Annotated in this window: 15 protein-coding genes; 9 read left to right on the top strand and 6 right to left on the bottom strand. The window is 46.5% G+C overall.

What is annotated here, in order from left to right; all coding sequences use genetic code 11:
* Nucleotides 1-60 precede the first annotated feature (60 nt).
* Nucleotides 61-1,146, top strand: coding sequence for a M48 family metallopeptidase (locus tag JT717_RS12600; RefSeq protein WP_205510826.1), 1,086 nt, complete (start codon nt 61-63; stop codon nt 1,144-1,146).
* A gap of 9 nt (nt 1,147-1,155) precedes the next feature.
* On the opposite strand, the gene JT717_RS12595 is transcribed toward JT717_RS12600, so the two are convergent.
* From JT717_RS12595 to JT717_RS12580, 5 genes are all read right to left on the bottom strand, one after another.
* A complete protein-coding gene (locus tag JT717_RS12595) occupies nt 1,156-2,037 on the bottom strand; it encodes a bestrophin family protein (RefSeq protein WP_205510825.1) in 882 nt (293 codons plus the stop codon).
* A gap of 121 nt (nt 2,038-2,158) precedes the next feature.
* Nucleotides 2,159-2,287, bottom strand: a complete 129-nt coding sequence (locus tag JT717_RS28630; RefSeq protein ID WP_255552953.1) for a hypothetical protein — start codon at nt 2,285-2,287, stop codon at nt 2,159-2,161.
* A 37-nt stretch (nt 2,288-2,324) separates the two neighbouring features.
* A complete protein-coding gene (locus tag JT717_RS12590; protein WP_205510824.1) occupies nt 2,325-3,509 on the bottom strand; it encodes a hypothetical protein in 1,185 nt (394 codons plus the stop codon).
* A 699-nt stretch (nt 3,510-4,208) separates the two neighbouring features.
* Nucleotides 4,209-4,667 (bottom strand): hypothetical protein, encoded by a 459-nt coding sequence (locus JT717_RS12585; protein WP_205510823.1) that lies wholly within the window; start codon nt 4,665-4,667, stop codon nt 4,209-4,211.
* 136 nt (nt 4,668-4,803) lie between these two features.
* The gene (locus JT717_RS12580) at nt 4,804-5,913 is read right to left on the bottom strand and encodes a TolB family protein (RefSeq protein ID WP_205510822.1); all 1,110 of its coding nucleotides are present in this window, start codon (nt 5,911-5,913) and stop codon (nt 4,804-4,806) included.
* A 197-nt stretch (nt 5,914-6,110) separates the two neighbouring features.
* Here JT717_RS12580 and JT717_RS12575 point away from each other — a divergent pair, with 197 nt between their 5' ends.
* The 6 genes from JT717_RS12575 (at nt 6,111) to JT717_RS12550 (ending at nt 11,090) form a co-directional block, all read left to right on the top strand.
* On the top strand, nt 6,111-7,121 hold the full coding sequence (locus tag JT717_RS12575; RefSeq protein ID WP_205510821.1) for a tetratricopeptide repeat protein: 1,011 nt from the start codon (nt 6,111-6,113) through the stop codon (nt 7,119-7,121).
* Nucleotides 7,122-7,266: 145 nt separating this feature from the next.
* Nucleotides 7,267-7,917, top strand: coding sequence for a ribulose-phosphate 3-epimerase (gene rpe, locus JT717_RS12570; protein ID WP_205510820.1), 651 nt, complete (start codon nt 7,267-7,269; stop codon nt 7,915-7,917).
* 5 nt (nt 7,918-7,922) lie between these two features.
* Nucleotides 7,923-8,669, top strand: a complete 747-nt coding sequence (locus JT717_RS12565; RefSeq protein WP_205510819.1) for a class I SAM-dependent methyltransferase — start codon at nt 7,923-7,925, stop codon at nt 8,667-8,669.
* A gap of 142 nt (nt 8,670-8,811) precedes the next feature.
* Nucleotides 8,812-9,894: a Gfo/Idh/MocA family protein gene (locus JT717_RS12560; protein ID WP_205510818.1), complete on the top strand. Its 1,083-nt coding sequence runs from the start codon at nt 8,812-8,814 to the stop codon at nt 9,892-9,894.
* A 107-nt stretch (nt 9,895-10,001) separates the two neighbouring features.
* Nucleotides 10,002-10,592 carry a hypothetical protein gene (locus JT717_RS12555; protein ID WP_205510817.1) on the top strand — a complete coding sequence of 197 codons (591 nt, stop codon included), beginning with the start codon at nt 10,002-10,004 and terminating at the stop codon, nt 10,590-10,592.
* Nucleotides 10,593-10,697: 105 nt separating this feature from the next.
* Nucleotides 10,698-11,090 (top strand): hypothetical protein, encoded by a 393-nt coding sequence (locus tag JT717_RS12550; RefSeq protein WP_205510816.1) that lies wholly within the window; start codon nt 10,698-10,700, stop codon nt 11,088-11,090.
* Between the two features lie 203 nt (nt 11,091-11,293).
* On the opposite strand, the gene JT717_RS12545 is transcribed toward JT717_RS12550, so the two are convergent.
* Nucleotides 11,294-11,650: a YciI family protein gene (locus JT717_RS12545; protein ID WP_205510815.1), complete on the bottom strand. Its 357-nt coding sequence runs from the start codon at nt 11,648-11,650 to the stop codon at nt 11,294-11,296.
* Between the two features lie 852 nt (nt 11,651-12,502).
* Between JT717_RS12545 and JT717_RS12540 the strand changes: the two genes are divergently transcribed.
* Both JT717_RS12540 and JT717_RS12535 read left to right on the top strand, forming a co-directional pair.
* Entirely contained in the window at nt 12,503-14,986 is a 2,484-nt protein-coding gene (locus JT717_RS12540; RefSeq protein WP_205510814.1) for a TonB-dependent receptor, read from the top strand.
* A 433-nt stretch (nt 14,987-15,419) separates the two neighbouring features.
* Nucleotides 15,420-15,686 (top strand): T9SS type A sorting domain-containing protein, encoded by a 267-nt coding sequence (locus JT717_RS12535; protein ID WP_205510813.1) that lies wholly within the window; start codon nt 15,420-15,422, stop codon nt 15,684-15,686.
* The last annotated feature ends 12 nt before the right edge of the window (nt 15,687-15,698 follow it).

The raw sequence follows: 15,698 nt of genomic DNA, 5'->3' as shown, positions 1-15,698 counted from the left end.
TAAATAGCCAAATCCCAAAATCCCAAAATCTCAAAATCCCGAAATCCCTAATTTAGTGCTATGAGCACTACTTACTCAGCAACTTATCATAATTCGGTTGGTCATTTTTATCAGGCTATTGTTTTTCTATCGCCGGTCACCATCACTATCCGGTATCGCGATGAGGAAAACCAGGAAAAAGACGTGTACTGGCTCACAAAGGATCTCATTGCCTACAATGAACAGGTGATCGGAAGCGAACTGCAATACCGGAATAGCCGGGGAGAAGTAGAAAGGCTTGGCATCCGCGACCCGCAGCTGGTGCTGGCATTGAAACAAACCTTAAGGCGACATCGGCTGTTCAGCAAAGCGCATTCCCGGGCCCTGGGCAGTATATGGGTTAAGCTTGGGATCATTGCCCTGATCCTGATCGGCATATTGCTGGCGCTGTATCTCTGGTTAGCGCCCTGGCTGGGTGAACGGATCGCGGGCGGAATTGCCAAAGAAAGTGAGATCAGCATGGGCGAAAAAATGTATCAGTCGGTCATACAACAATACAAGATCGATACGCATAAGACGGCGGTCCTGAACGATTTTTATGCGCAATTACATTATGATGTTGGCTATCCGGTGAAAATAACGGTGGTGGAATCGGGCGAAATGAATGCTTTTGCCATTCCCGGCGGTCATATTGTAGTGTATACTTCCATCCTGGAGAATATGAAAACGCCAGAAGAGCTGGCTGCTCTTTTGGGACATGAAGCTTCGCATATTGCCTTGCGCCATTCGCTGCGCAATATCTTCCGCGACCTGGCGCGCAAAATGTTCCTTGCGATGGTCTTCGGTAATGAATCAGGTATAACTTCTGTGCTCATTAATAATGCAGATGCATTGAAACAACTGCAATACTCGCGGTCGCTGGAAACGGAAGCCGATAACAACGGCCTGCAGCTGATGGCGAAAAATAATATCAATACGCAGGGCATGGTGCGCCTGATGCAAATGCTGCAAAAGGAAAGCGGCGGCGCCGAACAATCCTCTTTTCTGAGCACCCATCCGGTGTTCAAAGACCGCATAAGCAATATACAGAAGCAGATCCGGCAATTGCCGGCAGGTTCCACCGGCAATGAGCAGCTAAAAAAATTATTTCATGAGATCTACGAGTAAGATACCTGCTTAGATCAGGATCTCTGCCACATGTTTTTTGATGTTTGATGCTATTTTGGCCATGGGCAGGTCATTCTCATCGCCGCCAAAGGGATCTTCAATTTCTTCAGCGATCAGCTCAAGGCTGGCCAGTACATAGAAAATAAAGGCCACCACCGGTATGGCAATATAACCCAGGCTGATCACAAAGCTGAAGGGTAGGGTCATTACATAAAAGAAGATGAATTTCTTCAGGAACACACTGTATGAAAAAGGGATCGGTGTGTTCTTGATGCGCTCGCAGGCGCCCACGATATCAGTGAATGACTGCAACTCGGCGTTAAGGATGATGAGCTGATCACCTTTAATTTTTCCTTCCAGGTATAAGCGGTTCACCCGCTGTATCATCATGGAGGCTACCTGGTTGGGAATATGGCGGTTGGTATCTATGTTATTCAGTTCAGGATGTTCATGCTCGTCCAGCGCCAGGCGGGTACTTTCGGCATGCAGGTGATGCGCCAGCACACTGGCGTACATGGGAATGATGCGCCGGAAGAATGACCGGTCTGCTTTTTCCTCTGGCCCCAGCATACTGTGCAGTTTTATGGCAAGGTTACGGCTGTTGTTTACCAGGGCGCCCCATAATTTCCGCCCTTCCCACCAACGGTCATAGGCTGTATTGGTACGAAATACCAGCAGCATCGAGATCACGAAGCTGAGCAGGGTATGCATAGAAACGATGTTCTTTACGTGGCTGTTCTCGGCTAACCTGAATATATTCAGTTCCAGAAAAGCAATGATCCAGCAGAAAACGCTGATGCCGATAATAAGTGGTGAAAGTTTACGTAAGGTGTCGGCTTTGTGAAAACGGAAAATAAAGGTAAACCAGTCTTTAGGATTGTATGTGATCATAGTCGCAATTCTTGGTGGCAATATACGGAATTCTCAAAGTCGGCAAACGTGAAACGGCCATCGGCAATGTTGAAACCGTTCAAGGTTGCTTGTCACAAGTTGGAGGGAAAACAGTTGCCGGTTATAACCGGCGACTGGTAACTGGTAACCGGTAACTGGTAACTGGTAACCGGTAACTGGTAACTGGTAACTGGTAACTGGTAACCGGTAACCGGTAACCGGCAACCGGTAAACAAAAGAGGTCCCACATGAACGTGAGACCTCTTATTATTTCAGTTAACCTTTAACTACTTGGGTTTTGCCCAGGTATTTGCCGGTAATGTGGGGTTAATGTCGTAACTGTCGTACGTGATGGTTTGCGCGTGTTTGCCAGATTGCATAACCTCTGTATAAGGTAACAGGATACCGCCTGTTCTCTTGAAATCGGAGTAGGTAAAGGTGGTCGTTCCACTCAACGGATCCACCATGATCAGGGCTTCCAAACGTTTATCCTTGTCGTTGATAATATAACCGGCGCGCATGCTGTTCACCATTACCATTACCGACGACAGCCCATATTGCTGTGTTTGCAGGGTAGCGGTTGATTTCGCCAGGATCTCCGATTTTAATCCCAACAAACCACAGTACAGGTAGCGTTTCAGCTCAGTAACCCGTTGGGGCGACAGCGTAGCATATCCGTTTCCATCAAAGCTCCAGCCGCTATTGCCTTCCATTTGCTCCAAGAGAATGGTATTGCCTTGCAGCGATGATTCCAAACGCACTATCTGGCGGGTAAAGTCGGCCGTCATCGTAAGTGTAAGGTTATTGGTATTCATCACCGCTTTCATGGTGCTGAGGTTATCGATATTTTTACCACCGTGGGTCTGGTTGGCCGCTTTCAAGAGGCTCATACCTGCTTCCAGTACATCATTCGGTTTGGCAGCCACTGCAGTCTCCGCTGGTTTTGCAGCCCCGGCATGTTTCGCCATTTCTTCTTCGTCGAGATAATAGATCTCGCCATTGATAACAACGATCGATTTTTTCTCATTGCTGCTGAAGAAACTATAGCTGGCTGTTTTTCCATTATCGAATTTCAGCTCGAGCTGGCTTTGATTGATGGTATAAGAACCGCCATTACCGCTATTGGTCTTGCCACCTGAAATGGTGGTCCAGTCGGTAGTACGTTTGAACTTGCCGTCAGCGAAATAAAACCCATCCTGTTTACCGGCTGATCTCACGAATTTGTAAAAACCGCCGGGCACTGTATTGGTAATATTCAGTCTTATAAAGGTGGCTGCACCAGACTGGCCGGTTTCGCCGGTAACGCTTAACAGAATGATCTTTTCTGAACCATCGTTCAGAAATTTCATTTTTAACTGGTTTCCGCTGATGGAGTAGGTTCCGTCAACCCGTTTTGACCAGTCGGCTTTGCTGAGATCACTGCAGAAAGAAGAATTAGGTCTGAAGTAATACACGTAATCAGTCCTTACCATTTCGCCGGCATCAGAACTTTGATCATATTCATACGCAGTACCTGCATATACAGCATTGATAGTTTGATTTTGTGCAAAAAGGGTCGAACAGGAGAATAGTAAGCATACAAATAAAACGCCAGTACGGATTCTCGCCAAGGTGTTAAGTGTCATGATAACGTTTATGTGTAAATTTCAAAAAGTCTGCCGAAATAATTAATCTTTATAAATTCAGTTCCAATATGTTTTACGGTAATTATTCAACAAGAGCAAGCAAATAAGCATATCGTTTTTCTGTACTACGATCACACCATTACAAAACCACTGTTCAACACGGAAAGGTTAATGGGATTGTAGTGGTTTGCTGGTTGATCGGCTCAATTCCGGGCGCACAAACGTATCGTTTTAAAGTCAAACGTATGTCCTGTAGTGTCCTGCTCCGGTGCCGCTCTGCACTGCATCCAAAAACGCGGGCACAAACCTATTATTGTGTTGTGTTTGAGTTTGTTACATGCCAGGAGGAACCGTGATAAGTGAATTGAAATGAAGCAGATAGAACGATTTAGGATTAGAGGTGCATTAGAAATACCTGGTTTATAGCAGCTTATTTTAACGGGCGGGAGGCTAAACAAGGATTTAGCGTCTGCCTGGATAAAGCAAAATGCCATCCGGCAACGGCGGATGGCATTATTTGATATAATAAAAAACGTGTATTTTACACTACATGCTTGGGAACAATGGACGGCCAATTTCACGGGCAGGCCAGGGAATAGCGGCCAGTATCAGGATCAATGCAACAACAAAGAACCAGAACGCTTTTTTATACTTCACTGCGTCAGGTATCGCTTTCTTTGCCTGGCCCCTGCCGATAGTAATAAACACGACTGCAATAAGCATCATCAATGGATGTTCTACCAGGAAAAAGCGGTAAACAGCATCTTTCATCACGCTTACACCTTCAGGTACTTTGGTAAAGCTGATCCTTCCAACGAACAAAAGTATTAAACCAATAAGCAGCGTAGTATGCGCCGTGATCATGGTGAACAGCCATATCTTTTTGTCACCTGCGGTCAATGTTTTTCTTCCATTTAAACCGGAAAGGGCTTTGATGATAGAGGCCAGCAACAGTATCAACAGGATCCAGCGGAGATAACTATGTAGTACAACTAAAAAATTCATATGGGGGAGATTTGGCGCAAAGCTAATGGTGGATGAGGATAATCTCAAATTTGATTGTGATTAACTATATAAGCCCTGGCCACACTTACTCCTGTCAAAGAAAACAAAGTGTGGCACACCTTATTCCTGATCTGCATCATTCTTTCCAGTCGGCAATAAAGATATTGGTATCCCGCGTTCCTCCGTTATTCCGGTTGCTGCAGAAAACGATCTTTTTGCCGTTCGGACTGAACATGGGAAATGCATCGAAGCCTTTATCGCGGCTGATCTTTTGCAATCCGCTGCCATCTGCCTGCATTGTATATAAATTGAACGGGAAGCCCCTTTTGTATTCATGATTCGAAGCAAAGATGATGCGCTTGCTGTCGGGCATAAACGCGGGCGCCCAGTTGGCTTGTCCCAATTGCGTTATTTGCCGCGCATCGCTGCCATCGGCATTGGCCATGAACACTTCCATTTGCGTAGGCGCTACCAGGTTCCCGGCCAGTAACTCCCTGTAAGATTGTAATGCTTCGGGTGTTTGCGGTCGTGAAGCCCGCCAGATGATCTTTTTGCCATCGGGACTGAACCAGGCGCCGCCATCATAACCCGGCGTGTGGGTGATCCTTTTTTCTTTACCAGTGTTCAGGTCCATTACATACAATTCAATATCACCGTCTTTCACGCTGGTATAGATCATTTTTTTGCCATCCGGCGAGAGCGTGGCTTCAGCATCATAGCCCTTACTATGGGTGAGTTGTTTAACGATCTTGCCATTGAGATCGGCCATAAAAATATCGTAGCTGCTGTATAATGGCCAGATATATTTATTGCCGTATTTCGACCGGTCGGGCAATGGCGGACAACTATCACCGCCCAGATGAGTAGAGGCATAAATGATATGTTTTCCATCTTTGGTGAAAAATGCACAGGTGGTCCTTCCCTTACCCGTGCTGATCATTTTGTATTGAAATGGAGCGCCGGGCGCTGGTATCTTTCCTGCAAAGATCTGATCGCAGGGAATGCCGTCTTTAACACTGGTGCGTTGGAACACGAGCCATTCACCATCATAACTGAAATAAGCTTCGGCATTATCGCCGCCAAAGGTCAGCTGTTGGATGTTGGCAAAATGCTTTTCTTCCGGATATAATAGCGTATCTGCTGCATGCAGTGAAATAGCTGCCGGCGGTACCTGCGTATTGAATGCAGTAAGTATAATACCCGTTATACCGGTGAGCAGGGAAAACAGGATCCATTTTTTCGCCATGTTATTTTGATTTTATCAGCGTTCATTACCTGTTGGCTGGTAAAGACGCCCGCAAAATGAAGTTAATTTTGTTAAATAGTATGCCTGTCAGAATATTGTCATAAGTACTTTATAAAAATCGGTTAGTTTTGTCCCTGATCGGCATACATGTGGGTAAAGCGCTTTTGCCGGCCTTTGAAAAAAAATATAAAACACAGATGAAAAAATGCTTCTCTATACAGGGATTCTTACTGGCTGGTTTACTGACCTGGTTGTGCAGCTGTAGTTCCGGTAACAACAAGCCATCGGCCACAGAAGTATTAAGCTCACCTCCCTATGCAGGATTGACCGACAGTATCAGGAAATTTCCGCAAGACCAGGAACTGTATTTACAAAGAGCGCTCCTGCTTTCACAGCACGACCAGCATGAACTGGCCATGGCCGATTATAAAAAAGCATGGGAGCTGAAGCCGGATGAATATGTGGCTTTGCAATACGTATCGAACCTGATGCTGGTGAACCGGCCGGAAGAAGCGATCAGCTTGTTAAAGGAAGGTCTGGTAAAATGGCCGGCCAATCCCGACATGCACCGGCGCTTAAGCGAGATCTATACACAAATTGGTGAAACGCAAAAAGCCATTGCTCAATATGATGAATGGGCAAAACAGGATTCGCTCAATTTTGAAGTGTGGTATGAAAAAGGGGTATTGCTCACGCAGTTAAAAGATACGCCGGCGGCCATTCAGGCCTTTGAACAATCGTACAAAGTAGCGCCCATTAATTATAATGGGTTGGCATTGGCAAGTTTGTATGCGGCTACCCTCAATCCCAAGGTAATTACCATCTGCGACGACCTTATACGTAAGGATACAACGGGCATCATCAACGATGTGCTGTACCTGAAAGGCAGCTTCTATTCCGATACCAAACAATACGACAAGGCCATGGCGATGTTCAATGAATGCATTACGCGCGACTGGAAATTCGCCGATGCGTATATTGAAAAAGGAATTGTACTGCATGAGCTGAATAAATACGACAGCGCCCTTAAAGTGTTCACCATGGCGGCTACGGTTGCCAATACCAATCCGGATGCCTGGTATTGGATGGCGCGTATTTATGAAGTGCAGGGAAAAAAAGACCTGGCGCTTGTAAATTACCAACGGGCCTTGGCCATTGATAAGAATTTTGAAGAGGCCCGGGAAGGAATTAATAGAGTGAAAAAATAGGTAATAAGTTGACCCGTTGACGGTTGATCAGTTAGCAAGTTGACGGGTTATAGATTAACAGTTAACGATCGAAAAGGCTGCCCTCACAGCGCCGGCCTGCTAAGTTATATTGGTTACATTTGCTTGACTTTAAAAAAAACAGTGAATGGCGATAGTAGCACCTTCTTTTTTATCGGCTAATTTTTTAAACCTCGAAGCGGATTGCAAAATGATCAATGAAAGTGAAGCCGACTGGATCCACCTCGATGTAATGGACGGCCGTTTTGTTCCCAACATTACCTTTGGTCCCATGATCATCGATTTTATCAGGAAGGCAACACCCAAAGTATGTGATGTGCACCTGATGATCGTAGAGCCCGAAAAATACGTAGAAGAATTTAAAAAGGCTGGTGCTGATCATATAACCGTACACCTGGAAGCCTGTACGCATTTACACCGGAATATTGAACAGATAAGATCACTGGGTATGCAGGCGGGGGTGGCATTGAATCCGCACACGCCGGTTGAATTGTTGAAAGACGTATTACATGATCTTGACCTGGTCTTGATCATGAGTGTGAACCCGGGTTTTGGCGGGCAGAAGTTCATTCAGCAAACCCTGCAAAAAATAACTACCCTGCGCCGCATGATCGACGAAAAGGGACTTGCCACAAAAATTGAGATCGACGGTGGTGTCACCCTGCAGAATGCACCTGAGATCATTAAGGCAGGTGCCCATGTGCTGGTAGCAGGCAATACCGTATTTAAGTCCAAAGATCCTAAAGACACAATTGCGCAGTTGAAAAAAATTAACTGACAGCTATGGCCAAAGACCTTTTCAGCAACCAGGCTTCGCTTTATGCTCAATACCGCCCGGGTTATCCGCGTGAATTGTATGAATATATTGTGCAGCACGTGAAGGAAAAGCAAAGGGCCTGGGACTGTGCCACCGGCAATGGCCAGGCAGCTGTTGAACTGGCGGGGCACTTCGGGCAGGTGCTGGCTACCGATATCAGCGAAAAGCAATTACAACAGGCGCAGCGCCATGAAAAGATCACCTATTCAGTTAGCTCTGCAGAAAAAACTCCTTTTGCCGACAATAGTTTTGATTGCATTACGGTGGCGCAGGCTTACCACTGGTTCCGCTTTGAAGAATTTGGCCGGGAAGTCAGAAGGGTAGCCCGGCCGGGCGCTGTGATCGCGGTCTGGGGTTATAGCCTGGTGGTTAGCGAAAACGAGGGGCTCAATACAATGATCAACTCATTTTACCGCGAAAAAGTAGGCGCCTACTGGGATAAGGAAAGGACTTACATCGATGATCATTACACGACAGTGCCTTTTCCCTATGAACCGCTGCCTTCCAAAGAGTTTCAAATACAGGTGCGATGGACGCAGCAGCAACTTGTCGGATACCTGAATACCTGGTCAAGCGTACAGCATTTTATTAAAGCGAATGGCTATAATCCGGTCGATAAACTGGCAGTAGCTCTTGCGCAATTATGGCCGGATAAAATCACCAGCAACTTCTATTTCCCTTTGTTCCTGAAATTAGGAAGGATAACCAAGTAGATTTCCGATTTCTGGATTTTGAGATTTCGAGGTTTTTAGATTTGCAATCTCTGAATCAAAATAGATCCCAACATCCCCCAATCCTGCAGCGGAATCTTTCACATGGGATTAAAAAACGAACAGTAAAAGATAGCTACATTATATGAAGAAACTTAGATCAGCAATAATCGGTTGTGGCAAAATGGCACAGGTGCATGCGCAGGCATTGAAGAATATTGAAGAAACAGAATTGGTGGCGGTACAAAGCCGCAGTGAAGAAAAGGCGGCAGCAACGGCGGCCCGTTTTGGAGTGAAGGCCTATACAGATATAGCTGAGATGATCCGGCGGGAGCAGGTGCAGGTGGCCGTTATCTGCACACCACATCCTGCACACCGTGCCGGCGCAGTGACCGCCATGCAAGAGGGGGCGCATGTGCTCACGGAAAAACCGCTGGCTGTTTCCCTGGCCGATTGCGACGCCATGATAGAAGCCGCTGCCAAATACAACAGGCAGTTAGGCATGGTAAGCCAGCGCCGCTTCTATCCTGCCTGCAGCCGGATAAAACAGGCCATTGATGATGGTAAACTGGGTACACCCATGCTGGGTACTGTAGTGATGTATGGCTGGCGCGATGAAAAATATTACAACAGCGATCCCTGGCGGGGCAGCTGGGATAAAGAAGGCGGCGGCGTGTTGGTGAACCAGGCGCCCCATCAGCTCGACCTGCTCCAATGGTATATGGGCAGCGAAATGGAAGAGCTCTATGGTGTTTGGCAGAATATCAACCATCCATACATCGAGGTGGAAGACACTGCGGTTGCTGTTATCCGCTTTAAGAATGGCGCTGTAGCGAATATCGTGGTAAGCAATGCTCAAAAACCAGGCATCTATGGCAAAGTGCATATCCATGGATCTAACGGTGCTTCGGCCGGTGTGCAAACAGATGGCGGCGCTATGTTCCTGCCCGGCAGGTCAACCGTATTGGAACCACCGTTGAACGATATCTGGACGATCCCCGGCGAAGAACATGCATTGCAGGCCTTTCATGATGCAGACAGGGCGGAGTTCAATGCCGTTGATCCGGTTGAATATTATGTGCGTCAGCAGAACAGCGACTTCATTAAAGCAGTAGCCGAAAACCGCCAGCCCCTGGTCACAGCCAAAGACGGACGAAAAACAGTAGAACTCTTTAATGCATTGTATCGCTCCTCCAAAGAAAGACAAGTTGTTCGCTGGCCTTTGTAAGCGGCCCCCGGTGGCGTTCCTGAGCAAAAAAATCTACATAACAAGCTGTTTTATAGAAGCGATTGCACGGTGGCATTTTTTGCATAAGTAACAGAAACAGTTTGAATATGGCAACATCAACAGGAAAGTCGAAGAAGAGCTCGCAAAAGGAAGCAGATAAGGATCTTTCCAAAACATATAACCAGTTCAAGGAGTTTGAAGGACAGGTGTATACGGGTATGAAAATAGGCCGTAGCCATAAATGGTATTACGACAAAGGCGAATGGAAAGAGACCAAAGTGACACCTGACCTGTGGACCATCAGTTATGCCGTAACCAAACGCAGGGCGGGCAGAGCGCCGGAAGGGTCGGGCGTTCCCGTAGGAACTGAATACCACTGGTATATACTGGCCCATCAGCACGTTAGGAAATTAAATGCGAACGACTATACGACTGCCCTCACCGGCCTCAAGTATAAACTTGCACATAGAAGGGCCGAAAAAGACAAATGGAATGTGAGCGAAAAAACACAGCGCAAACGGCTGATAAAAATGTTGAAGGATATGATCGTACAATTGGAAAAAGCACCGGAAAACCTCAATGAAGCGCCAGCCACCAAAGCGATCCCTGCACCTAAAAAAGCGCCCGCGAAACGCGCTACAGCAACAAACCGGAAAAAAGCAAGCGTCAGGAAGAAGAAGATCGCAGGGACTATGTGAAAAGAATTCCTCAGCTTTCGATAGCGTTAGAATTCAATCCGATACTCAGAAGGTAGTTATGGCAATGGTTTTGCATTATTAATTCTGAAAACAAATTTTTTTGTTATGGTAATTAACGAAAGAGAATTCCCGGTAGTGATACAGGCCTTTCAGCCATCTGCTAACGGCGAATTATTTGTGGCAGAACAAATGGTAAATAATCAGGCTGAAGTGGATTCATTTAGCAGCCGCTACGCCGGATATGTTATAAAAGCAAGAGTGGTAACACAAAACGAATTGGTAACAGACCGTAACGGTTATCGCGATGACAATACCATCACACGTGATAATACCGTCCGCCGTGACAATACCGTTCGTCGCGATGCTACCACAAGGCGTGCGGGTATGCATCGCCGGGGAATGCCGGCATGGGCCATTTTGTTATTGATAGTTGTTGTACTGGTTGTTGTAGGATTTACCACAGGGTGGATCCAGAGAACCTTTGAATTAAACTTGTGATAGAAGTTCGTTCCGTTTCCGTTAACCGGCGGATTATCATAGCCGCGTTTGAAAAGGTACCCTCCTAATCCACCGGTTTTTTGAAGGTAAAGCAGTAATAAACATATATCAAAAGCTTCAAGTCGAAGGCTGCCTGGCAGCTTTAACTTGAAGCTTTATTATTAGCTGAATTAAATAAGCATATAAGCCATTTGCTATTTTGCTTACGGCAGTTTATCACCTGGTAGGCCCATGCCGGTCACAATTTCGTAATCAAACACACCAGCCATGATGGCCGGATCTTTTTCCATCAAATTTTTCACTTCTTCTTTATCAGTAGTATTGTACACAGCCACCGCAGCCAGTTTGGTATCATTGTCCATGATGGGCATGGTCAATACCATGTGGTTATCGCGCCTTTGTTGAAAGATATAGGGCAGGTGCTCGCTTTGAATGATCCGCGGAGAATCGCTTAGTCCATAGTTCTCTCCTTTTGTTAATACAACGATCACATACGGTTTGATGTTGGCCAGCTTGGCCAGGATCTCGGGCGATACGAACTGAAATACAGGATTGCTCATTGGTTAATTTTTGTTTAGTGTTGGTAATGGAGTGAAAAGAAAATGATCCTACGGGAATGGGTGAATGGGCAGGCCGGATATATCTTGCAATATAATATTTAGAGGGCTTTGCCAGCCTGGCTTTTACAGGTAGGCACAAAAAAATGGGCCGATTAGAAAATCAGCCCCTGTACAAAACACGCCTTCCAAGTAAATATGTTGATGTAGTTACAATCTGTGTTAGGGTTTCGCGCCCTGGTTGGCAATCAGCTTCCTGCTCCATGTTCTTCGTTTCCCTGCTTTCTCCGCATCTGTGCCGCTTCTTCGCTGATTGCGTTGTTGGTATAGTGATTTCCAACCGGGTGCCAAAAAATATATTGTTAATAATCAGATGTTTAGGTCAGTGCCAAAAAGGGCCAATGTCCATGTCAGGGAATGATTTTCCAGGAATAGGTTTCACAGTTAAAGTGCCTACATACAAGTACTTACCCACTTATGTTCAACTTGATCATTTTCAAGTGTGGAGTAGCGTTAGTAATACACGTTATGCTTAACCTTAATCGCTAAAAGCGTAACGCTCATTCTGGTAAGGCGCTTCTCGGGATAGCCGCTTATCGTTAAACGCTTAACGCTCGATCGGGTTAGGCGCTTTGCACCCATACTAATCGCTAAAAGCATAACGCTCATTCGGGTTAGGCGCCATGCGCTACAGGCACCCGGGTTTGGATGCGCCTTACCCTTCAGCCTTCCACCATCAGCCTTCAGCTTTCCACCTTCCGCCGCCGGCGCTCTGCCCTAAGCGTTAAGCCTTTACCAGCGTTTTGCAATGACATCAATTTCAATTAATTTCGACGGCAATTAAAACAAACCCGGGTGAAATTTGTCCCTTTTCTACTGTTATGTTTCGCAGTGTGTTTTTCCGGTACCCTGATAGCCCAAAAAAAGTCGGCCTGGGTATCGGGCCGTGTAGTCGGTGAAAATGAGCAAGCCCTGGCGAATGTGTCGGTTGTGATCTTAGGCCGGTTGAAAGGTGTTTCCACTTCCGATTCCGGGACGTTCAGGTTACAGGTTCCGGCCGATAAAGCCTTCGCCATTGTATTCAGTTATACGGGTTACAAAACCGAGCAACGTAATTTTCTGCTGAATGAACAGGAAGAGGAACACGTGGTGGTGCGGCTTGAAAGGGGCAGCCGCGAACTGGAACCCGTGGTAATTACCGACCAGCGGCAGCGGCGCGAGGCCGGCCTGGTGGTCATCAATCCGAAAAATGCCATCAACATACCTTCGCCCACCGGTGGCATAGAAAGCCTCATAAAAGTATTTGTAGGTTCCAATAATGAATTAACCTCACAGTATTCTGTACGCGGCGGTAATTACGATGAGAACCTGATCTATGTAAATGATTTCGAAGTGTTCCGTCCATACCTCGTACGCAGCGGGCAACAGGAGGGATTGAGCTTCATAAATCCTGAGCTGGCACGCAATGTAAGCTTTTACAACGGCGGCTTCCAGGCCAGGTACGGTGATAAAATGTCTTCGGTCCTGGACATTCAATATAAAAAGCCGCGGCAATTTGGCGGCTCTGCTTATGTGAGCTTGCTCGAGCAGGGGCTGCATCTCGAAGGGATCACAAAGAACAATAAATTCAGCTACCTGGTAGGAGTACGTAACCGCAGTAACCGCAATCTGCTGAAAAGCCAGGAAACCCAGGGTAATTATGTACCATCATCTTCCGACTTGCAGGCCCTGTTGACGTACCAGATCAATGCGAAGAACAGCCTCGAACTGCTGGGCAATATTTCCCAAACCAAATTCACGCTGATCCCAGAATACAGCCAGCTTACTTCCTCTGTATTTTCCCCGTATTTCAGCGCCAATCTGGGACTGGATATTTATTTCGATGGCCGCGAAGAAGACCGCTACCGCACCAATATGGTGGGTTTGTCATTGACCCAACAGCCCAAAAAGAACCTGCGCCTGAAATGGATGCTGAGCCGTTTTGAGAATGACGAAAGGGAAGGTCTAGACATTACCGGCGCATATATTTTTGGCGAACGGGAATTCGATAAAAGCAAACCCGATTTTGGATTGATCAATAATCCACTGGGCGCCGGCTTATATCAAACCTATGCGCGTAACAAACTCAATATTCAGGTATGGAATGCCTCACATAAAGGCATGCTCGATAAGGGCAAACATTATTTGCAATGGGGACAAAGCGCCGAAAGGCAAACCATTAGCGATAAACTGCACGAGTGGGAATACCAGGATTCGGCCGGTTATAGTCTGCCCCATGATCCCAATAACCTTATAATGAGTAAGGTGCTTAATTCAAAAGCAGATATAACCATAACCCGGCTCACGGGTTATATTCAGGATAATATCATTCTGCACGATTCAATGGGTGTCGTATTGCAGGCCGGTGTACGGTATAACTACAATGACCTCAATAACGAACTATTGATCTCGCCGCGGGTTGGCTTTTCATGGAAGCCGGCGCACTGGAAGCGGGATATCATTTTCCGCGGAGCCGCAGGTATTTACAACCAGCCCCCATTCTACCGTGAATTACGCCGTTATGACGGATCCGTGAACAAGGACCTGAAGGCGCAAAAAAGCTGGCAGGTAACAGCCGGCTTCGATTATAATTTCCGCTCGGGCAACCGGCCTTTCCGATTAACTACCGAAGCTTATTATAAGAACATGTGGGATGTTGTTCCGTATGATATTGACAATGTTCGCTTGCGTTATTTTGGCGAGAACCGCGCTAAAGCCTATGCGGCCGGTTTCGAAACCCGTTTATTTGGTGAATTGGTGAAAGATGCAGAAAGCTGGGTAAGCCTGGGTTTTATGCGTACCCGCGAGAACCTGAAAGGAGATACGTATTTTGATTATACCCTCGATTCGGTGGGCAAAGTGATCGATAGCTCCTTACAGGAAGCGAGTTGGTTACGCCGGCCCTCAGACCGGTTCCTTACCTTTGGCATGTTCCTGCAGGATTATCTCAGCACCAACAAGAACTTAAAAGTATATCTCAATTTCCTGTACGGAAGCAACCTGCCTTACAATATTCCCAATAGTGTTAAATACCGCAATGCACTGATCATCGATCCTTATATTCGCATCGACATTGGTTTCAGCGCCCTGCTGCTGGATAGCGAAAAAAGCAACCGCCGCAGTCACAGTCCCTTCCGCAATTTCGAGAACATTTGGGCTACGCTCGAAGTGTTCAACCTGATCGACCGTGACAATACGATCTCCTACATGCTGATCAAGGATTTTTCCAACACTGTTTTTGCCATGCCGAACCGGCTTACGCCCCGTTTGCTGAACCTGAAGCTGGTAGCCAGGTTTTAAGCCCGGCCAGGCCGTTCCACCAGGCACCTGCATCGTACCTCAAGCGCAGCAGAAAGGCAGCATAAGCGCAGGTTTGTTGCATTTTTGCTGTACGTAACACATAGGTATGCCGTAGGTGTTCCGTATCTATAAAGGAACGGGTCATATACGGGACATGTACGGGATATGTACGGAATATGTACGAGACATGGGCGAATCCGGGCCGCGTCAGGTACGCTGGCGACCCGCGCGGCAGGCGTATTCTCCTGCCAGGGACCCTTATGGCCGGCCATTCCCGTTTTACAACCTTTTTTCCGGAAATGAGAATAAGACGTTATAACACGGACGTGTAAGTAGTTGATTGCAAGTGATTTGTTTTTTGGCATTCTTATAGGAATGTTATACACAACCCTAATAAAATGACAAATACTCTTTAACCCTAAAACGTATGCGTATGATGGCTGTCAATGTGATAACAACCCGCCCCAACCCTTTTATTTCATCCCTTACCCTTGAGATCACCGCCTCGGAAGACCAGCCGGGTGTAGTGCGGATGGCCGATCCCAGCGGTAAGATCATCAGTTTGTTCTTGTGGAAACTGAAAAAAGGAGTCAATATCAGCAATATTAATAATTTGAATAAACTGGATACCGGGATGTACCTGCTGGATGTGATGGATGAAAAAGGCCATATCATGTGCAGTACCCAGGTGGTAAAGTAAAATGGTTACCTG

This window comes from Longitalea arenae, assembly GCF_016924755.1.
In the GTDB taxonomy this organism is placed as follows: Bacteria; Bacteroidota; Bacteroidia; order Chitinophagales; family Chitinophagaceae; genus Niastella; species Niastella arenae.
This window is presented reverse-complemented; position numbering and strand designations above follow the sequence as displayed.